At 64.6% G+C, this 19,565-nt stretch carries 17 protein-coding genes; 11 read left to right on the top strand and 6 right to left on the bottom strand.

Features of this window, described 5'->3' with window-relative positions; translation table 11 throughout:
* The first annotated feature begins 182 nt into the window (after nucleotides 1–182).
* Nucleotides 183–1,349 carry an acetyl-CoA acetyltransferase gene (locus FJW07_RS14730; RefSeq protein ID WP_140857205.1) on the top strand — a complete coding sequence of 389 codons (1,167 nt, stop codon included), beginning with the start codon at nucleotides 183–185 and terminating at the stop codon, nucleotides 1,347–1,349.
* Nucleotides 1,350–1,401: 52 nt separating this feature from the next.
* Entirely contained in the window at nucleotides 1,402–2,406 is a 1,005-nt protein-coding gene (locus FJW07_RS14725; RefSeq protein ID WP_140705461.1) for an asparaginase, read from the top strand.
* Here FJW07_RS14725 and FJW07_RS14720 read toward each other — a convergent pair.
* Both FJW07_RS14720 and FJW07_RS14715 read right to left on the bottom strand, forming a co-directional pair.
* Nucleotides 2,399–2,878, bottom strand: a complete 480-nt coding sequence (locus FJW07_RS14720; RefSeq protein WP_140705463.1) for a GNAT family N-acetyltransferase — start codon at nucleotides 2,876–2,878, stop codon at nucleotides 2,399–2,401. The two genes, FJW07_RS14725 and FJW07_RS14720, sit on opposite strands and share 8 nt — an antisense overlap.
* Nucleotides 2,878–3,159 (bottom strand): DUF1778 domain-containing protein, encoded by a 282-nt coding sequence (locus tag FJW07_RS14715; RefSeq protein WP_140783347.1) that lies wholly within the window; start codon nucleotides 3,157–3,159, stop codon nucleotides 2,878–2,880. Before FJW07_RS14715 ends, FJW07_RS14720 begins: the two co-directional genes overlap by 1 nt.
* Before the next feature lie 186 nt (nucleotides 3,160–3,345).
* Between FJW07_RS14715 and FJW07_RS14710 the strand changes: the two genes are divergently transcribed.
* Nucleotides 3,346–4,158 carry a methyltransferase domain-containing protein gene (locus FJW07_RS14710; RefSeq protein WP_140857500.1) on the top strand — a complete coding sequence of 271 codons (813 nt, stop codon included), beginning with the start codon at nucleotides 3,346–3,348 and terminating at the stop codon, nucleotides 4,156–4,158.
* Here the strand turns inward: FJW07_RS14710 and FJW07_RS14705 are convergent.
* Nucleotides 4,155–5,531 carry a TIGR03808 family TAT-translocated repetitive protein gene (locus FJW07_RS14705; protein ID WP_140857203.1) on the bottom strand — a complete coding sequence of 459 codons (1,377 nt, stop codon included), beginning with the start codon at nucleotides 5,529–5,531 and terminating at the stop codon, nucleotides 4,155–4,157. The two genes, FJW07_RS14710 and FJW07_RS14705, sit on opposite strands and share 4 nt — an antisense overlap.
* Before the next feature lie 104 nt (nucleotides 5,532–5,635).
* Between FJW07_RS14705 and greA the strand changes: the two genes are divergently transcribed.
* Nucleotides 5,636–6,118: a transcription elongation factor GreA gene (gene greA / locus FJW07_RS14700; protein WP_140643462.1), complete on the top strand. Its 483-nt coding sequence runs from the start codon at nucleotides 5,636–5,638 to the stop codon at nucleotides 6,116–6,118.
* 10 nt (nucleotides 6,119–6,128) lie between these two features.
* Here greA and FJW07_RS14695 read toward each other — a convergent pair whose 3' ends face one another.
* The 3 genes from FJW07_RS14695 to FJW07_RS14685 form a co-directional block, all read right to left on the bottom strand.
* A complete protein-coding gene (locus FJW07_RS14695) occupies nucleotides 6,129–6,359 on the bottom strand; it encodes an AbrB/MazE/SpoVT family DNA-binding domain-containing protein (RefSeq protein WP_246680757.1) in 231 nt (76 codons plus the stop codon).
* Between the two features lie 62 nt (nucleotides 6,360–6,421).
* The gene (gene scpA / locus FJW07_RS14690) at nucleotides 6,422–8,545 is read right to left on the bottom strand and encodes a methylmalonyl-CoA mutase (RefSeq protein WP_140857201.1); all 2,124 of its coding nucleotides are present in this window, start codon (nucleotides 8,543–8,545) and stop codon (nucleotides 6,422–6,424) included.
* Nucleotides 8,542–9,984 carry a methylmalonyl-CoA mutase subunit beta gene (locus FJW07_RS14685; RefSeq protein ID WP_140857199.1) on the bottom strand — a complete coding sequence of 481 codons (1,443 nt, stop codon included), beginning with the start codon at nucleotides 9,982–9,984 and terminating at the stop codon, nucleotides 8,542–8,544. The genes scpA and FJW07_RS14685 overlap by 4 nt, the downstream gene beginning before the upstream one ends.
* Before the next feature lie 232 nt (nucleotides 9,985–10,216).
* On the opposite strand from FJW07_RS14685, the gene FJW07_RS14680 reads away from it, so the two are divergent.
* The 7 genes from FJW07_RS14680 to FJW07_RS14650 all read left to right on the top strand — a co-directional run bounded on the left by FJW07_RS14680 (nucleotide 10,217) and on the right by FJW07_RS14650 (nucleotide 19,554).
* Nucleotides 10,217–11,737 (top strand): helicase HerA-like C-terminal domain-containing protein, encoded by a 1,521-nt coding sequence (locus FJW07_RS14680; RefSeq protein ID WP_140857197.1) that lies wholly within the window; start codon nucleotides 10,217–10,219, stop codon nucleotides 11,735–11,737.
* 396 nt (nucleotides 11,738–12,133) lie between these two features.
* Nucleotides 12,134–12,553 (top strand): AraC family transcriptional regulator, encoded by a 420-nt coding sequence (locus FJW07_RS14675; RefSeq protein ID WP_226891934.1) that lies wholly within the window; start codon nucleotides 12,134–12,136, stop codon nucleotides 12,551–12,553.
* Nucleotides 12,554–12,745: 192 nt separating this feature from the next.
* Nucleotides 12,746–13,201, top strand: a complete 456-nt coding sequence (locus tag FJW07_RS14670) for a hypothetical protein (protein WP_140705478.1) — start codon at nucleotides 12,746–12,748, stop codon at nucleotides 13,199–13,201.
* Nucleotides 13,198–17,712: a YadA-like family protein gene (locus FJW07_RS14665; RefSeq protein WP_140857195.1), complete on the top strand. Its 4,515-nt coding sequence runs from the start codon at nucleotides 13,198–13,200 to the stop codon at nucleotides 17,710–17,712. Before FJW07_RS14670 ends, FJW07_RS14665 begins: the two co-directional genes overlap by 4 nt.
* 8 nt (nucleotides 17,713–17,720) lie before the next feature.
* Nucleotides 17,721–18,290 carry an invasion associated locus B family protein gene (locus FJW07_RS14660; RefSeq protein ID WP_140785268.1) on the top strand — a complete coding sequence of 190 codons (570 nt, stop codon included), beginning with the start codon at nucleotides 17,721–17,723 and terminating at the stop codon, nucleotides 18,288–18,290.
* A gap of 12 nt (nucleotides 18,291–18,302) precedes the next feature.
* Nucleotides 18,303–19,028 (top strand): hypothetical protein, encoded by a 726-nt coding sequence (locus tag FJW07_RS14655; RefSeq protein ID WP_140857193.1) that lies wholly within the window; start codon nucleotides 18,303–18,305, stop codon nucleotides 19,026–19,028.
* A gap of 109 nt (nucleotides 19,029–19,137) precedes the next feature.
* The gene (locus tag FJW07_RS14650) at nucleotides 19,138–19,554 is read left to right on the top strand and encodes a DUF4189 domain-containing protein (protein WP_246672346.1); all 417 of its coding nucleotides are present in this window, start codon (nucleotides 19,138–19,140) and stop codon (nucleotides 19,552–19,554) included.
* Nucleotides 19,555–19,565: the final 11 nt, after the last annotated feature.

The raw sequence follows: 19,565 nt of genomic DNA, 5'->3' as shown, positions 1-19,565 counted from the left end.
ATCCGGTTCGAGCCGAGATTATTTTTTATTGACGCATCAATCAATAAAAAACTGGCGCTGGGATCAACCGATCGTGTCGTTCTGGACCATGGCATGGGGCTGGAAAACGGTTCATTGTTGAACAATATTGAATCACGTGCCGCGCGCGATCGTGCTAGGTTGCGGCGCAAATGGAGGTTGCCATGACCGCATGCATCGTCGGCTGGGCGCATTCGCGCTTCGGCAAGCTCGAAGGCGAGACGCTGGAGGGCATGATCACCAAGGTTGCCGTCGAGGCCCTCGACCATGCCGGCATCGGTCCGGACGATGTCGACGAGATCGTCCTTGGCCACTTCAACGCCGGCTTCTCGCCGCAGGATTTTACCGCGAGCCTCGTGCTGCAGGCCGATGACCGGCTGCGCTTCAAGCCGGCGACGCGCGTCGAGAACGCCTGCGCCACAGGCTCGGCCGCCGTCCGGCAAGGCATCCGCGCCATCGACGCGAACGCCGCCCGCATCGTGCTGGTGGTCGGCGCCGAGCAGATGACGACCACGCCCGGTCCCGAGATAGGCAAGAACCTGCTCAAGGCATCCTATCTGCCTGAAGACGGCGAGACGCCTGCCGGCTTTGCCGGCGTCTTCGGCAAGATCGCGCAGGCCTATTTCCAGCGCTACGGCGATCAGTCGGATGCGCTGGCCATGATCGCCGCCAAGAACCACAAAAACGGCGTCGAAAACCCTTACGCCCAGATGCGCAAGGATTTCGGCTATGAGTTCTGCCGCCAGGAAAGCGAGAAGAACCCCTTCGTCGCCGGTCCGCTGAAGCGTACCGATTGCTCGCTGGTTTCGGACGGCGCGGCCGCACTTGTGCTCACCGACACCGCGACGGCGTTGAAGATGCGCCGCGCTGTGACTTTCCGCGCCAACGAGCATGTCCAGGACTTCCTGCCGATGTCCAAGCGCGACATCCTCTCCTTCGAGGGCTGCGAGCGTGCCTGGGAGCAGGCACTGAAAAAGGCCGGCGTCACGCTCGACGACCTCTCCTTCGTCGAGACGCATGACTGCTTCACCATCGCCGAATTGATCGAATACGAGGCGATGGGCCTGGCAAAGCCAGGCGAGGGCGCCAGACTGGCGCTGGACGGCTCGACGGCGAAGGACGGCCGCCTTCCGGTCAATCCCTCCGGCGGCCTGAAAGCCAAGGGCCATCCGATCGGCGCCACCGGTGTGTCGATGCATGTGCTGACCGCCATGCAACTGATGGGCGAGGCCGGGGGCATCCAGGTGCCGGGCGCCAAGCTCGGCGGCATCTTCAACATGGGCGGCGCGGCGGTCGCCAACTACGTTTCCATTCTCGACAGGATTCGCTAGAAGCGGCCCGCATTGAAGCGGCGCACCCTTGGGTGCGCGTGCGGGAGGCAACATGACAAATCCGGTTCTGGTCGAAGTCACGCGCGGCGCGGTGGTCGAAAGCAGGCACCGCGGCGCGGTTTCGATCTTCGACGCCGACGGCAAGCCCGTCTGGGAGATCGGCGACACGGACCGTCCGGTGTTCCCGCGCTCCGCGGTGAAGGCGATTCAGGCATTGCCGCTGGTCGAATCGGGCGCTGCCGACGCCTATGGCTTCGGCGATCGCGAACTGGCGCTGGCCTGCGCCTCGCATTCGGGCGAGCCGGCCCATGTCGAGTTGGCAACGGCGATGCTCGCCAGGGCCGGGCTCGACAGGACGGCGCTGGAATGCGGCGCGCATTGGCCCTCGAGCCACGACGCCACCATCGCGCTCGCCCGCGCCGGCGGCGTGCCCAACGCTTTGCACAACAATTGCTCCGGCAAGCATTCCGGCTTCCTCTGCACCTGCGTCCATTCCGGCATTGCGCATGGCGGCTACGTCAAGGCCGGCCATGCGCTGCAGGAGATGGTGCGCGACGCCATGCAATCCGTGACGGGCGCGGCGCATGACGTCGACCATTGCGGCACCGACGGCTGCTCGATCCCGACCTACGCCGTACCGTTGAAGAGTTTTGCGCTGGGCTTTGCCCGCATGGCGACGGGCAGGGGCTTTTCGCCCGAACGCGCCAAGGCGGCGAAGCGGCTGATCTCGGCTTGCATGGCCGAGCCGTTCCTCGTCGCCGGCACCGGCAAGGCCGATGTCGCGCTGATGCAGGCAACACCGGGCCGCATCTTCGTCAAGACCGGCGCCGAAGGCGTTTATTGCGCGGCACTGCCCGAACTGGGCCTCGGTATCGCCTTAAAATGCGATGACGGCGCGGGCAGGGGGGCGGAGGCCATGATCGCCGCGGCGCTGGCGAAGCTGCTGCGCGACGATGAAGCGGCTGCGGCAAGGCTCATCGAGCTCGCCCATCCTCCGGTCGAAAGCCGTATCGGCGCCAAGGTCGGCATGCTGCGGCCGACGGCGGCGCTCAACTAGCCGTCCTCAGCGACAGCACCAAAGTCATCGGATTTTTTGGCGAAGCCTGGAAGCCATAGTGCTCATAAAACGCCTTGGCTTCATCCGATATGGCATGAACCAAGAGACCGCGAATGCCAAGAATGGCTGCCGCTTGACCGGTCCGCAACACCGCGTCCTGCAGCAGAGCGACACCCAGACCTTTTCCCTGCCGACCTGCGTCGACAGCCAAACGGCCGAGCACAGCCATAGGCACGGGATCGGGCATATTGCGCCGGATCGAACCGGGCGCATCCACAAGGTCAAGTCCGCCTGATGAAAGGCAATAGTAGCCGACGACGCGCGTGCCTTCTGCAATCACATAGGTTCTGGACGCACCGCTGACTTGATTGGCACGCGCCCGCCGTCGGAGCCATTGATCCAGGCTGTCGGTTCCGCTTTGAAAGAAGTCGAGTTCGTGACTATCGGCAAGAAGGACCGGTGCCGAAAGCATCAGTCCCGCCAGGGCTTGGGCGCATTCATCAGGCGGGCAAATCCCTCGCCGCTCGGTGGCTGGTCGAGGATATCGAGATAATGCTGATAGCTCTCGGCATCGACCTTGACGAGCGTCTGGTCGAGCAGCGTGTCTTCTGCGGCGCGGTAAGCGGCGTCGATCATGAAGTCGGAGCGGGTCTTCCCGCGTATCTTCGCGGCACGGTCGATCAAGATACGAACATCCTCGCGGATGCGCAGATTGACGGGCTTGGCGTGGGTGTTGTGGTCTTTGGTGGCCATGGCGATGGATCCTTACCTTTACCGATATAGCAATTTGCATACACAATGTGTATCTAAATTTATGGGTTACCCGGATTTAGGTCGCTGACGAGCCGGAAAAACGCTGGTCTACGACAAAACGGAACAGCACCAAGTTCGTTTTTTGCTAGTCTCCCTCCACCATTGAACGGGCGCTGGGTGATGAGCATGCTCGAAGCGGACAAGGTGTTTGCCGGCTCGATCCCGGAAAACTACGATCGCCATATGGTGCCGCTGATTTTCGAGGCCTATGCCGCCGAGACCGCACGACGGGCCGTGTCGTTCTCACCCTTGGCCGTTTTGGAGACCGCCGCGGGAACCGGGGCCGTCACCCGCGCGCTGGCGCCACAGCTTTCTCCGGGCGCCAGCTACACCGTGACAGACCTCAACCAGCCGATGCTCGACTACGCCGCTTCGCGCCAGGGGCCCGACAGCCGCATCACATGGCGCCAGGCGGATGCCCTGAAGCTGCCTTTCGACGACGCTGCTTTCGACCTCGTCTGTTGTCAGTTCGGCGCGATGTTCTTTCCCGACCGCGCCGCCGCCTATCGTGAGGCGAAGCGGGTTCTGAAGCCGGGCGGGCATTTCCTCTTCAGCGTCTGGGATCGCATCGAGGAGAATGTATTCGCGGACGACGTGACGAATGCTCTGGCGAGGATTTTTCCGCACGATCCGCCGCGTTTCCTGGCGCGCACGCCGCATGGTTACCACGACAAGGCGCTGATCCGCAGCGATCTGGAGGCCGCCGGCCTCTCCGATGTGGCGATCGACACAAGGGCTGAGCAGAGCCGCGCATCCTCGGCGCGCGTTCCCGCCGTCGCCTATTGTCAAGGAACCTTGCTTCGCAACGAGATCGAAGCGAGGGAGGCAGGACGGTTGGCATCCGCGACCGACTACGCCGAATCCGCGATCGCCGACAGGCATGGCAGCGGCGAGGTTGCCGCCAAGATCCAGGCCCACATTATCGTGGCCGCGGCCTAGCTCACCTTGTTGCGCTCGACGGTGAGATGCGCATAGCCGGTATCGGTTGACTGGGACAGGTCGCCGGTCACCGGATCGGCCCAGCGCTGGCCGATGATGGCGCCGTTTTTCGCGCCGTCGATGACATTGTCCGAGATGACGGCGCTGCCGGAACCTTCGACGACGGAAACGACGATGCCGGTGCCGGCCTGGCGGATGATGTTTCCGCTTGCCACGACATTGCGCAGATAAGGGCCCCAGCCGAGCTGCATGCCGTAGAGCGGCGCGTTCTCGACGACATTGCCGGAGACCGTGGTATCGGCCTCGGCGCTGATGCCGACGCCGAAGCCGGGCGGGTCGGCGGTGTATGGACCGGTGGTTGAGAGGTTGCGCACGATGTTGTTCGAGCAAACCGCCATCCGCCCGCCTTCGTTGAAATTGACGATCGAGATACCGTTGGCGGCGCCGTCGACCAGATTGTTGCTGAGGATCGCGCCTTCGAAGGAGAATTCCGAATAGATCCCGGTCTCGCCCGAGCGCGAGCAGGTGTTGCCGGTGATCTGCAGATTGCTCGAACTGTTGGCGCGCACTGCAGTGAAGGCGCAATCGGAGACGACGTTGCCCGAGATGATCACATTGCCGGCGCGGAAAGTGTTGATGCCGTTGCCATTCTGACCGGTGCCGCCGCTGCGCGCCCCGATCCGCTGGACACGATTGCCGCTGACGATGGTGCCGTCCTCCGCCGCCTGCCAGCGATGCACCAGGATACCGCCATTGGCGCAGTCCGAAACGCTATTGCCCGAAATCTCCAGACCCCCGGCCTCGACCGAATAGATGCCGGCGTCCGCGGCGCCAGAAATATCGCAGCGGCCGATGCGGCCGACGGCATGCTCGAGCGCCAGCCCGTTCTTGCCGCTGCCGGTCACCTGGCAATTGTCGATGACGAGATGGCCGACGCGGCGCAAATCGAGCAGCCCTTGCGTGTAGTCGGCCAGCCAGCGGTTGGCGCCGTCCAGCACCAGCCCACTGAGCTCGATATGCTCGGCTTGTTCGGCCATCATCAGATGGCCGTTGCCGCCATAGACGATGCGCGTCGCGCCGGGCACGCCCGACAGTCGCACGCGCGCAGGCAGCTTGAGGTTCGAGACGAGATAGGTGCCGGGCGGCAGGAACACCGGCTGGTCGCGATCGCTGGCCTCGGCCAGCATCTTGGCGAAGACCTTGCTCTGGTCGTCGACCGCGCCGGGCTGCACGCCGATCTCCGTGGCGTTGATCGAGCCGCGCATAGCGGCCATTTCGATGCCGGGCAGCGATTTCGCCAATGCCTTGCCGGCGAAGACGCCGGCGACGGCGAAGCCGGCGGTCCGGGCAAGCAGCGTTCGTCTGTTCAACATCGGCACAGGTCCTGGCGTTTCGCCCCTCGTCGCAGGAATCGTGCCAAGGCGGGCCCATCGGCAAACCGCTTGTGCAGTCGCCTCGCCAAGCCTAAGTTCATTGTATGAGCAGAGCTTTCACGCGCGAAGAAGACAGCGAGAACGCCATTGCCGGCGTCGGCGAACGGCCGGTCAGCACGCACCGCAATCTGGTGACGGAGCGCGGCCTTGCGATGATCGAGGACAACCTCGCCGAGCTGCGCGACATACTGGGCAAGGCGGAGAGGAAGGGCGACCGCGAGCGCATCGCGGTGGTTTCCCGCGACCTGCGCTATTGGACCGCGCGGCGCGAGAACGCCGAGCTTTCGGTGCCGGAGCCCGGCAGCAACGTGGTGCGCTTCGGCATGGGCGTCACGCTGGAAGGCGACGACGGCAGGAAGGTGCATTGGCGCATCGTCGGCGAAGACGAAGCCGACCCGTCGAAGGGTAGCATTTCCCATGTCTCGCCAATGGCCGTGGCCCTGTTCGGCAAGAAGGTCGGCGAGGTCGTCAAGGTCAACGGCAAGGAATGGGAGATCGTCAAGCTCTCGGACAAGGCCGAGAACTAACCGCAGCCCTTTACTTTGCCAGCTTCCGCAGTGCGGCTTCGTATTTGTCCATGACATCGCGAGCGGCGTTGATCTGTCGTTCGTGATTGTCGTCGCGGACTGGCCTTAGAACGAAGCCGTCGTCGGTTTCGATGACCTGAAGCTGGTCGCCGACTTGGAGGTTCAGACTGTCAAGCATTTCGCGTGGCAAGAATACGGCTCCTGATCCGCCCTCAAGTCCGTAGATGGTCGTTTTGATCATGATCGCGCCGCCCTGGTTGTATCTGTCGTTATAGAACAACCTTCAGCCAATTCGGCAAGCCTTCACTGATCGGCCAGTAACCGATCCATTAGCCGGTTGGCCGCTTCCGGGATGACGGTCCCCGGCGGGAAGATTTCCGCCGCGCCCGCCGCCAGCACCGCGTCATAATCCTGCGGCGGGATGACGCCGCCGGCGACGATCAGCATGTCGGCATGGCCGAGCTTCCTCAGCGCTTCCTTGAGCTCGGGGATCAGCGTTAGGTGCCCGGCCGCGAGCGACGACGCGCCGATGATGTCGACATCGTGCCGCGCCGCCAGCTTGGCGATCTCATCCGGCGTCTGGAACATCGGCCCGACGGTGACGTCGAAGCCCAGATCGGCGAAGGCGCTGGCGATCACCTTTTGGCCGCGATCGTGGCCGTCCTGGCCCATCTTGGCGACCAGGATGCGCGGCTTGCCGCCGGATTTCTTCTCGAACGCCTCGATCTTCTCCTGCAGCCGCGCAAGCGCCGGATTGTCGCCGAGCGCGTCGCGATAGACGCCGGAGATCGTCTGCACCGCCGCTGTGTGGCGGCCGAATACTTTTTCCAGCGCCAGCGAAATCTCGCCGACGGTGGCGTTGGCGCGCGCGGCGCGGATCGCGAACTCGAGCAGGTTCTCGCCGCCCTCGGCGGCACGGGTCAGCGCTGCCAGCGCATCCTCCAGCACCGCGACGTCGCGCGTGCCCTTGAGCCGCTGCAGCTTCGCCAATTGCCTGGCTTTCACCTCGGCATTGTCGATCTTCAGCACATCGACTTCGATGTCGGTCTGGGGCCGGTGCGCGTTGACGCCGACCAGAATTTGCTCGCCGGAATCGATGCGCGCCTGGGTGCGGGCGGCCGCTTCCTCGATGCGCAGCTTGGGAATGCCTTGCTCGATCGCCGCCGCCATGCCGCCGAGGCTTTCGACCTCCTCGATATGGGCCAGCGCGCGCGCCGCCAGATCATGCGTCAGCCGCTCGACATAGGCCGAGCCGCCCCACGGATCGATCATGCGCGTGGTGCCCGATTCCTTCTGCAGGATGAGCTGCGTGTTGCGGGCGATCCGCGCCGAATGATCGGTCGGCAGCGCCATCGCCTCGTCGAAGGAATTGGTGTGCAGTGACTGGGTATGCCCCTGCGTCGCCGCCATCGCCTCGATCATGGTGCGGGTGATGTTGTTGTAAGGATCCTGCGCCGTCAGCGACCAGCCCGAGGTCTGGCAATGGGTGCGCAACGACAGCGAACGCTCGTCCTTCGGCGCAAAATTCTTCTTCATCAGGCTCGACCACAGCAGCCGCGCGGCCCTGAGCTTGGCGACCTCCATGAAGAAGTTCATGCCGATCGCCCAGAAGAAGGAAAGGCGCGGCGCGAAACGGTCGATGTCGAGACCGCCCGCAACGCCGGCGCGCGCATACTCGATGCCGTCGGCGATCGTATAGGCAAGCTCGAGGTCGGCCGTCGCGCCGGCCTCCTGCATGTGATAGCCGGAGATCGAGATCGAGTTGAATTTCGGCATATGCCTGGAGGTGTAGGCAAAAATGTCCGACACGATCCGCATCGAAGGTTTCGGCGGATAGATGTAGGTGTTGCGGACCATGAACTCCTTCAGAATGTCGTTCTGAATGGTTCCGGCGAGATCCTTCTGCGCGACGCCTTGTTCCTCCGCCGCCACGATGTACAGCGCCATAATCGGCAGCACGGCGCCGTTCATGGTCATCGACACCGTCATTTCGTTGAGCGGAATGCCGTCGAAGAGCTGGCGCATGTCGAGGATGGAATCGATCGCTACACCCGCCATGCCGACATCACCGGCGACGCGCGGATGGTCGCTGTCATAACCACGATGCGTGGCGAGATCGAAGGCCACCGACAGGCCTTTTTGGCCCGCGGCGAGATTGCGCCGGTAGAAGGCGTTGGATTCCTCCGCCGTCGAGAACCCGGCATACTGCCGGATCGTCCAGGGCTGCTGGACATACATGGTGGGGTAGGGGCCGCGCACGAAGGGCGGCATGCCCGGATACGTGTCTAGATTGGCGAGCCCCTTGAGGTCGCCTTGGCCGTAAAGATGCTTCACGGCGATGCCTTCCGGCGTCATCCGCTGGCCTTTGAGCTCGACCGGCGCGCAACGCGGCGCCGACCAGCCGATCTGGCTGAAATCCGGGATCATGACCCGGCTCCGATCGACTGATCGATGCGCACCGGAAACAGCGGCTCGCAGGTCGCGACGCCCTCCGTCAGCGCCGGACGCCGCTCTTGCGGCAGCGTCTCGACCGGGCGCTCCGTGCCGACGCGGTAAAGCGTCGTGCCGACAATGCCGCGTTCGCCCGACCGGTAGGCGCCGTTGCGCTTGGCCGCGGCCGTCTGAACGCGATTTTGGATATAGCCCTGCTGCAGGCTGGCAAGCACGCCGCCCTCGGCCTCGATGCGCTGGAATTCTTCCCAGGCCGCGGCGCAGAGATCGTCGGTCAGCGCTTCGACCGCGCCCGAGCCGCTGGCCGGGTCGACGACGTGGCCGATATGGCTCTCCTCGGCCATGATCAGTTGGGCGTTGCGGGCAACGCGGCGGGCAAAGCCGGCCGGCAGCCCATGCGCGATCGTGTGCGGCAGGATCGAGATCGAATCGGCGCCGCCGGTTGCCGCCGCGAAGGCCGCGATCGCCGTGCGCAAAATATTGGTCTCCGGGTCGGCCATCGTCATCATGCGATAGGAGGTCTCGGCATGGATGCTGGCGGTCGCGGCCGGGATCGAGCAGGCTTCCTGGATGCGCGCCCAGAGCGTGCGCAACGCCCGCACCTTGGCCATCGACAGGAACTGGTCCTGGTCGACGCTGAGCGCGAAGCCGATATAGGGCGCCGCATAGACCAGTGGCTGGCGCGCCTTCTCGAACATCCTGAGATAGGACACCACGGAAGCCATCATCGTGCCGAGCTCCTGCGCCTCGGTGGCGCCGGCATTGTGGAAGACGCGGCCGTCGGCCTCGAGCAGCACGCCCGGCACGCCCATCGAGAAGAAATGCGCCAGCGACTGCGGCATCGATTCCTGCAGCGCCTCGATCGAGGTGCGCAGCCGTCCGGTGCCGGCGAAGATCGCAGCCGGGTCGATGCCGAAGGAAAGGTTGAGCTTGGTCGGATCGGAGCGGCGTTTGCTCAAGAAGGCGAGAAGCCAGTCGGCCACGGCGCGGCTCCAGGGATGCGCGTCGATGCGCACCTGCACGCGGTTGAGCGGCACGCCGTCGAGCACCCGTTCCAACGCTTCCGCGGTGCGCGGCAGGCCGTAGCCGAAGGCATTCGGCGCGCCCTCGAAGACCAGCGACAGACCGCTGGCGCCTTGGGCTATGTCTTCCAGGGCTTGCGCGCTGGCCCGGGCAATATCCGGGTCGTCGACCCGCTGGCTGACGATCCAGCGCGCGGTCGGATTTGTGCGCGGCAATGGCTCGGCGGTCGTCGAGCGTTGTCTGAGCGGCTCGATGCGGATGCCGTCATCGGTGCGGGAGACGAGCTTTTCCTCGAAGGAACCGCCGGCAAGCGCCTTTTCCGCCAGCGCCTGCCAACGCTTGGCGTCCGGGTTCGGAAGGTCGACATCCCTGGTCAAGGCGCCGGCGCCCATCGCTCTCCTCGCTTCTCGGCCGCATCAGCCGGGTCCAGCCAATCTAAGGTCAGGAACCGGATATCACAATGCGTCATCCGGCCAATCGATTGCCAAACATGCGCGGAATCCGCAAGCGCCAAAGGCCGAATTCGCTGCGCCCCAAAATCGATGCTGGGCATTGCCGCATGTGACGAGCGTTACTATACCTCCGAATGAGGCCTTTGAGCGGAACAGATTGCGGAGACAGGATATGGTTGACGAGACCAGCATCTTCATCGGCGCCAGCCGCAAGCCCGACGATTCCTATCAGCGCGCGGAGGAGCTGCTGCTGCGCTACGGCAACCGCCACGGCCTTGTCACCGGAGCCACGGGCACCGGCAAGACGGTCAGCCTGCAGATCCTGGCCGAGGGCTTTTCCAATGCCGGCGTGCCTGTCTTCTGCGCCGACATCAAGGGCGACCTTTCCGGCATATCCATGATGGGCGAGGCCAAGGATTTCCTGGTCAAGCGCGCCGAGCAAGTGAAGCTCGATCCCTACCAGTTCCAGGAATTCCCGGTTATCTTCTGGGATCTGTTCGGCGAGCAGGGCCACCCGATCCGCGCCACCATTTCCGAGATGGGGCCGCTGCTTTTGTCGCGGCTCATGAACCTCACGGAGGCGCAGGAAGGCGTCATGAACATCGCCTTCCGCATCGCCGACGAGGAAGGCCTGCTGCTGCTCGATCTCAAGGACCTGCAGGCGCTGCTCGCCAACATGGCCGACCGCGCCGACCAACTCAGCGCCCGATACGGCAATGTCACCAAACCCTCCGTCGGCGCCATCCAGCGCACGCTGCTGGTGCTGGAACAGCAGGGTGCGGCTAACTTCTTCGGCGAGCCGGCGCTGCGCATCGCCGACATCATGCGCACGACGCGCGACGGCCGCGGCGCGATCAGCGTTCTGGCCGCCGACAAGCTGATGATGAACCCAAGACTCTACGCCACCTTCCTGCTGTGGCTGATGTCGGAACTGTTCGAGGAACTGCCCGAGGTCGGCGATCTCGACCGGCCGAAGCTGGTGTTCTTCTTCGACGAGGCCCATCTTTTGTTCGAGGACGCGCCGAAGGTGCTGATCGACCGTGTCGAGCAGGTGGTGCGGCTGATCCGCTCCAAGGGCGTCGGCGTCTATTTCGTCACTCAAAACCCGCTGGATATTCCCGAAAAAGTGCTGGCCCAGCTCGGCAACCGCGTCCAGCATGCGCTGCGAGCCTATACGCCGCGCGAGCAACAGGCGGTGCGCACGGCCGCCGAGACCTTCCGGCCCAACCCCGATTTCGATTGCGCCACCGCCATCACCCAGCTCGCCACCGGCGAGGCGCTGGTCTCGATGCTGGAGGACAAGGGCGTGCCGGCCATGGTCCAGCGCACGCTGATCCGGCCGCCGTCATCCCGGCTTGGACCGATCACGCCCGACGAGCGCCGCAAGATCATCGCCGAGAGCCCGGTCGCCGGCCAATACGACGAGACCGTCGATCGCGAATCGGCTTTCGAAATCCTGCAGAAGAAGACCAAGGAGGCGCAGGACGCCGAGGCGGCAAAGCAGCAGAACAGTGGCGGCTCGCGCTGGACCATTCCCGGTTTCGACGATGTTTTGGGAACAGGCAACCGGCGGTCCTCCAGCCGCCAGACCGTGGCCGAAGCCGCCATCAAGTCGGTGGTGCGCTCGGTCGGCTCCTCCGTCGGCCGCGCCATCGTACGCGGGATTTTGGGAAGCCTTGCGCGAGGCCGCTGAAGCGAAGAGCCGGCACCGAGCGGAGCGCGACGCGAATCACGCCCCGCAACCTTTGATGTCAGGCGAGGACCCGCTTGCCGTCGGGCGAATCCGTCACGGAAATGCGCCACCCCGGAAGGCTGTCCGCGTTACCTCCCGACGATCAAATCTTACCCGTCGACGGGTGAGCCGCGTCAGTGGCAGCTGAAACTTTCCGCCAGGGAATTTTTCCCGGCGGAACCGCAATTTCATGAAATACCAGACGCGCCAAATCATGGCCTTTGACGTGCTGTTGCCGGGGGGCAAACTCGATAGCGCCGACAGCACGTGCGATCACGAATTATTGTGGCAACGGAACCGAAAGCGCCCTCTAAGATTGGGCAAAGGCTGCGGAGGGCTGAGCATCAGGAGTCCGAGTTGCGGCGCGATGACGATCTGCCAGCTTGGTATTCGGAAATTCCTGCTGAAAGGCGGCCACTGCTAAACGCGAAAGGCGGGCTGTCGTTCGGCCACACTCGCCTCATGCAGCAATTCTTGAGCGAGAACTTTTCGCGCAAGCTTTCGCTCGCCGAGATGGCGGCTGTGTGTGGGCTGTCCCCCTACCACTTCGCCCGTGCTTTCTCCAAGACGTTCGGCATGACGCCGCATCAATATGTTCTTACCCTTCGCCTTGACTTTGCCGAGAAGCTGCTGGCCGACAGGCGCGTCTCGATCACGGACATCGCCTATCTGAGCGGCTTCTCGAGCCAGAGCCACCTCACCACCACGATGAAGAAATATCGCGACGCCACCCCACAGCAGGTGCGGGCAAGGCATGTTCGGTCGCGGTCCGGATAGGGAAACTAATTTAGCAGTATGGAAATTAAGCGGATCTCTTATAAAGATTCGGCTAAAGTAATTTACTGTTAACCTCCAGAAAACCTGCGGTATATTTTCAGATAAACAGCAATTTATTGGAATACGAAGCCCCTGAAAACGTGTCTTTCTGCAGCAAATCCGGTATTCGGATTCTAAGCTGGCCGAGGGGACATGAGCGACGACACGGCGATTCGCCGGAGCCTTTCCGAGGAGATCGGTTACTGGCTGGAGTCGGCATCGCGGACGCTTGAGAAGCGCTATGGAAATGGCGTGCCCCTCGCCAAGCAGGACATGCTGCTGGCCCATTATCTCTATGGCCTCACGGCTGTCGTTCACGCGCATGACGCGCCTGCCGTCCATCTGGCGGCGGTGCGGTCCTATCTCGAGCGGCTGATCCCAACGGAGCGGGTTGCGGCGGCGCTCAAGGCTGTGCCCGAGGCGGGTGACGCCTGGCTTGAAAACACGCTCGATCGCGTCGAGGCGATCGGTGAAAAACAGGGCCACGCGCTGCTGGCGCGCGGCGCCGATATCGTCATCCCATTTTCGAGCAGACACGCTTTGGCGGCAGGATCGGCGGAACCTGCCGTGATCGAGCGCGACCCACCAAAGGAGGCATTCTCGCAATGAACTTCAGGCAGGAAGGTATCAGTCAGCGCGGATCGGCTCGATTTGCTGGAAATTGGGTCTCCGGCGCCACCGACAGCCGCTCGCTCCGGCGCCGCCTGATGGCGGCGCTGCGCAACGCGCATAGGGTGCTCGGCATGCAGCGCAGGGGGCTAGGGCTTGGCACGCTCGGCGGTGGCAGGATTCTGGCGGCGGCGCTGGGTGCAATTGCATTCGGTGGCATCGCCACGCCGGCATCGGCACAGGTTTTCGGCGGCGGCGGCACGGCAAACGGTGTGCGCGGTATCGCGTTTGGATCTGGAGCCGTGCAAAACGGAGCCGATTCCATCGCCGAGGGTACCAATGCCAGCGCGGGCAGCCAGAATGCCGTCGCGATCGGCTTCCAGTCGATCGCCTCGCAGATCAACTCCATCTATCTCGGCTCGCGGACTGCTGCGGGAACGGGTGCCACTGCCACGAGCGCCATCGGCATCGGCACGGATGTCACGGCATCTCAGGCCGACGCAATTGCCATGGGACGTTCGTCCGTGTCGTCGGCGCAATATGCGATCGCCATCGGTCTGAATGCGCGAGCTACGGGTACCGGCGGCGCGATCGCGTTGGGTCAAGGCACTGTCTCGAGCGGCGTCAATTCGGTCGCGCTCGGTGTAACCGCCAATGCCACTGGGGCTGGCGCAAACGCCTTGGGCACCTTCTCCCTTGCTTCTGGGGGGAACTCCACTGCCCTCGGCACCAGTTCCACGGCCAGCAACAACTATGCGACAGCCGCGGGCTGGGGATCTGTCGCCAGCGGCGCCAACTCCACTGCCGTCGGGCGTGAGGCCGCTGCCAGCGGCATAAACGCTTCTGCATTCGGGGAAGGGGCAAAAGCAGTAGCAGACAATTCTCTCGCTGCCGGCGTCAGCGCCAACGCAGGCGGAGTCGGCAGTACCGCGCTCGGCATCGGCACCTCGGCCGGCGGCGCCAGTTCGGCAGCCGTGGGCTTCCAGGCCCAGGCAGCCGGCACCAATGCAATCGCCGTTGGCCCCCAGGCAAATGCATCGGCGTCAAACTCGGCAGCGTTCGGCAACGTTGCCACGGCTTCCGGTCAGTTCGCGCTGGCTCTGGGCAATTCGGCCGTGTCGAGCGGCGTCGGCTCGGTCGCGGCTGGTTCTGGAGCCCAGGCGACGGACGTCTCCACCACCGCGATCGGCAACAACGCCGCGGCGATAGCCGCCAACGCAAGTGCGCTGGGATTGGGCGCCACTGCGAGCGGTGTAGACGGCACGGCGGTCGGCAGGCAAGCCACTGCGAGCGCTCAATCGGCCATCGCCATAGGCACCAGTTCCGCTGCGAGCGCCGCCGCCAGCACGGCAGTTGGCAACACCGCCGTTGCCAGTGGCATAAACTCCTCCTCATTCGGGTCTGGAGCGAAGGCGACAGGCGACAATTCCCTTGCCGCCGGCGTCAGCGCCAGCGCCGGCGGGCTAGCCAGCACCGCGCTCGGCATCGGTTCCAATGCATCGGCGCAGAGCGCCATCGCCGTCGGCAACAATGCCAAGGCCGATTCCGCCGAGGCGGTCGCCATGGGCACCAATGCGGTCGCGACCGGTGGCAAGGCTGTCTCGATCGGCTCTGGCAACACCGCCTTTGGCGACGGCGCGGTCTCCATCGGCGATCCGAGCTATGCCAGCGGCACCGGCGCCTTCACCGGCGGTGCCAACAACATCGCCAACAGCGACGGCACGGCGAGCGCCACCGCCGCCAACCAGGCCGCCGGCGCAGTGGCGATCGGCAACAACAACAAGGCGATCGGGCAAGGCTCCGTGGCGCTGGGCAACGGCTCTACCGCGGGCGCCGCCGGCCTCGCCGGCAATATCGCCCTGGGCGACGGCGCGACCGCGGCGGCGAAGTCAGGCGATGTCGCCCTGGGCTCCGGCTCGGTGACCGTCGCGGCGGTCGGCACGAGCGGCACGACGATCGGCGGGACGGCCTACAGTTTCGCCGGAACGGTTCCGACATCAACCGTCAGCATCGGCGCTCCGGGCGCGGAGCGGACCCTCACCAATCTCGCGGCGGGCCGGCTCAGCAACGCCTCGACCGACGCGATCAATGGTTCGCAGCTTTTCGCGACCAATCAGCAGGTGACGCAGAACACGACCGATATCGCCAACATCGGAAATACGGTCACCGACATCAACACCGGCGCCGGCATCAAATATTTCCACGCCAATTCGACGCTGCCCGATTCCCAGGCTCTGGGGACGGATTCGGTTGCGATCGGCCCGAATGCCGTCGCCAACAATGCGGGCGACGTGGCAATCGGCCTGAACTCCGTATCCGGCACCACGACCGTGGTCGGCGGCACGACGATCGGCGGTGTGAACTATACCTTCGCCGGCGGAACGCCGGCCGGCGCGTTCTCGGTCGGCTCGGTTGGTGCTGAACGCCAGATCCAGAACGTTGCGGCCGGGCGGTTGAGCAACTCCTCGACCGACGCGGTCAACGGCTCGCAGCTGTTCGCGACAAACCAGCAGGTGACGCAGAACACAACTGATATCGCGGCCAACACCGCCGACATCACCAATCTCGGCAACACGATCACCAACATCAACACCGGTGCCGGCATCAAGTATTTCCACGCCAATTCGACGCTGCCCGATTCCCAGGCGCTGGGGACGGATTCGGTCGCGATCGGCCCGAATGCCGTCGCGAACAACGCCGGCGACGTGGCTATCGGCTTGAATTCGGTATCGGGCGCCACGACCAATGTCGGAGGCACGACGATCGGCGGCGTCAACTACACCTTCGCCGGCGGAACGCCGGCCGGCGCATTCTCGGTCGGCTCGGTTGGCGCGGAGCGCCAGATCCAGAACGTCGCGGCCGGGCGGTTGAGCAACTCCTCGACCGACGCGGTCAACGGCTCCCAGCTCTTCGCGACAAACCAGCAGGTGACGCAGAACACGACCGATATCGCGGCCAACACTGCCGACATCGCCGCCAACACTGCCGACATCACCACGCTCGGCAACACCATCAACAATTTTGCCGGCGACAGCTCGACTGCCTACACGGACGCCAACGGCGAAGGCATCCGCTACGTGCGCACCAACGACACGACGCTTCCGGTCACCGATGCCTTGGCGCAAGGGATCGGCTCCTCGGCGCTCGGCTACCAGGCGACGGCGTCCGCCGCCAATTCCTTGGCTCTCGGCCGCGGCACCGCGGTCACCATAACCGACGGCGTGGCGCTCGGCTCCGGCTCGGTTTCCGACCGTGCGGTCGCGCCCGTGTCGGGGTCGATCCTTTCCGGCACCGGCCTCATTCCCTACAACACCGCGGACATGACCCTGCTCGGCGCCGTCTCGGTGGGCACCTCCACCGCTTATCGCCAGATCATCAATGTGGCCGACGGCACCGAGGACCAGGACGCCGTCACGCTTCGCCAGCTGAAGGGCGCGCTGAGCTCCTTCGCGGTGACCGGAAGCATGTACTTCCACGCCAACTCGACCGCGTCGGACTCGCTGGCGGTCGGCGCCGATTCGGTAGCGATCGGTCCGCGCACGACCGTCAATGGCGACAACGGCATCGGCATGGGCAACGGCGCCATCGTCCAGCAGACGGCCCCCGGCGGCATCGCGATCGGCCAGACCTCGACTGTCAATGCGGCAGACAGCATCGCGCTAGGCACGAACTCGACCGCCAACGGCGCCCAGTCAATGGCGCTCGGTGCCGGCGCCACGGCCAACGAGCCGGGCAGCGTCGCTCTCGGCGCCGGCTCGACGACGGCGGCTGCCGTCGCCACCACCGGCACGACGATCAACGGCGTCGCCTACACCTTCGCCGGAACCAATCCGACGAGCACGGTGAGCGTCGGCAGCGTCGGCAACGAACGCACCGTAACCAATGTGGCCGCGGGCAGGATCAGCGACACTTCCACCGATGCCATCAATGGCAGCCAGCTCTACGCGACCAATCAGGCTGTCGAAGCGGTGCAGGGGAGCGTCGGCAACCTGAATGAGTTCGCCGTTCAGTATGACAAGAACCCGGACGGCACCAAGTCGAACTCGCTGACGCTCGTCGGCGGTGACGTGAATGCGCCCGTTGTCATCCACAATGTCGGCGCCGGCACCGCTGACACCGATGCAGTCAACGTGCTGCAGCTCAACAACGGGCTGGCGACAACGTTCGACAACTCCAAGACCTACACCAATCAGGTGGCGGCCACCACGCTGCAGCAGGCCAATGCCTATACCGACTCCAAGCTCAGCCAGCTCAACATGGACATGGGCGAGGCGCGCGGCGAGGCGCGGCAGGCCGCCGCGATCGGCCTGGCAGCCGCCTCGCTGCGCTACGACGACCGCCCCGGCAAGCTGAGCGTCGCGGCCGGCGGCGGCTATTGGCGCGGCGAAGGCGCCGTCGCGTTCGGCGCCGGTTACACCAGCGAGGACGGCCGAGCCCGGGCGAACCTCTCCGGCACGACGGCGGGCGGGCACTGGGGTGTCGGCGCGGGCGTCAGCTTTACACTGAACTGAGTCTGCTGATGACCAGGCAAACAGTCCTTGCCGTAATATCGATGGTTTGCCTCCTTCTGTCCGGCCCGCACGCGGCCGGGCAAGGGGCGGCCCCTGCCTACAGGATAAAACCTTCCGACGTCGCGGTACCTCCGGACGTGAAGCTTGGCGAATATCAACGCATCACGCGTCCGTTCGAGAACTGGACGCTGATCTGCGACGAGAACCTGCAGGCCAGGAAGAAAGTATGCAACATCAGCCAGTCCTTCATCGACCAGGGCCAGGCAATAATCTTCAGCTGGTCGCTTGCGGCCGACGAGAAGGGCAAGCCGTTCATGATATTGCGCGCGCCCAGCGCGGCAGGGGCAGGCAGCAAGCTTTCGCTCAGATTTGCCGGCCGCAAACAGCCGGTCGACGTTCAAATGCAAGGCTGCGACGCGTCGGTTTGCGTCGGTTACCTACCCGTCGGCCCGGTGCTTCGCGAGCAGATCGGCAAGGAGACGATGGTCCAGGTTTCCTATTCCCTGCCGTCGGGAGCGACCGTCAGCCTCGATGCCCCGTTCAAGGGGCTCAAGACCGCGCTGTCGGCCATCAACTAGAAAGACTTTGAGATGACACGCCAATCCATCGAGGACAGAATCCTGACGCACTCCCAGCCGGTCGCGCTGCCGGAGCCGCCGGCAAATGCGCCGCCACAGCGTTCGCCAGGCTGGCGCCTGGTGCGAAACACGGCGCTGCTCGGCGCGTTCGCGATCTTGGTCGCGTCGGCGGTGATCCTGTCGCTCCGTCTCTATCCCGCGCTCGGTACATTCGTCGCCGGCACGGCTTCCGCGCAAGCACAGGCGCCTGTGCAGGGCGAGCCGGCGCAAGCCGCGCCTGTGCCGGCGGATATCGCGGCGAACAAGAATCCGTTTCAGGCGCATGTCGCTCAGGCGGGCGTGCGCACCTGCGCCAATCTCTTTACCACGCTCGGACAGGCGCTGACGGCAGGATCGACCTATGCGGTGCAGACACAGTGGGACAAAACTTCGCCGGATGCCCATGCGGTGCAGGCCGTGGCCGGGATGAGCTACGATCTGCCGGACTACAAGACGCAGGCCGCGGGCGTCGTCTTTGCTTCGCCCGTCGGCCAGACCTGCGAGGGCGGCTTCGTGCGCGTGGCGCCGTTCCAGCGCTCTTGCCAGGAAGTTGCCGGAACGCTCCCGAAAGGCAGCCTGCTGGCGGACAATCTTTCGAAAACGATGCTTTTCAACCTGGCCAACAATGGCGGCCAGGCGCTGCTGGTCCCCACCGGCAATACCTGTGTCGTCGTCTCGGTGGCCCGCATGGGCGGCTAGCGGCCAGCCGTGATTGTCGATTCCTGGACAGCTGCAATTGGGAGCTACGAAAATGCTGATCAACCGTCGCCTCTCATTCCCGCTGCTGGCGGCTTTTGTCGGACTGACAATGGCGAGCCAGGCCGCTGACCTGGTGGCGCCGCCGCCGGCGCAGACCGGCGAGGAGAGGGGAATCTGGGGCGCGATCGCCTACTCGCCGGGCGACGGCAGGCACGGCTTCTTCTGGGGCGCCGACAAGCGGCAGGAAGCCGAAGACATCGCGCTCAAGCACTGCGAGAATGCGGACGGCGCGGGCTGCAGGGTGGTCGAGGTGTTTCGCAACCATCGCCATTGGGACGATGATGACGGCACCGGCTTTCCCTATGAGCATTGCGCGGCGCTTTCAGTCGGCAAGAGCCGTGGCCCGGCGACCCCGTTCTGGGGTGTCGCGTCCGCCACGACGCGTCGCGAAGCCGAGGACAAGGCCAAGGCCGAATGCGGCGGTAAGGAGAAGCAGTGCAAGATCCGCGAGTGGGTCTGCACCTGAGCGTCGACAAC

The sequence above is a fragment of the Mesorhizobium sp. B3-1-9 genome, assembly GCF_006439595.1.
Classification (GTDB): domain Bacteria; phylum Pseudomonadota; class Alphaproteobacteria; order Rhizobiales; family Rhizobiaceae; genus Mesorhizobium.
This window is presented reverse-complemented; position numbering and strand designations above follow the sequence as displayed.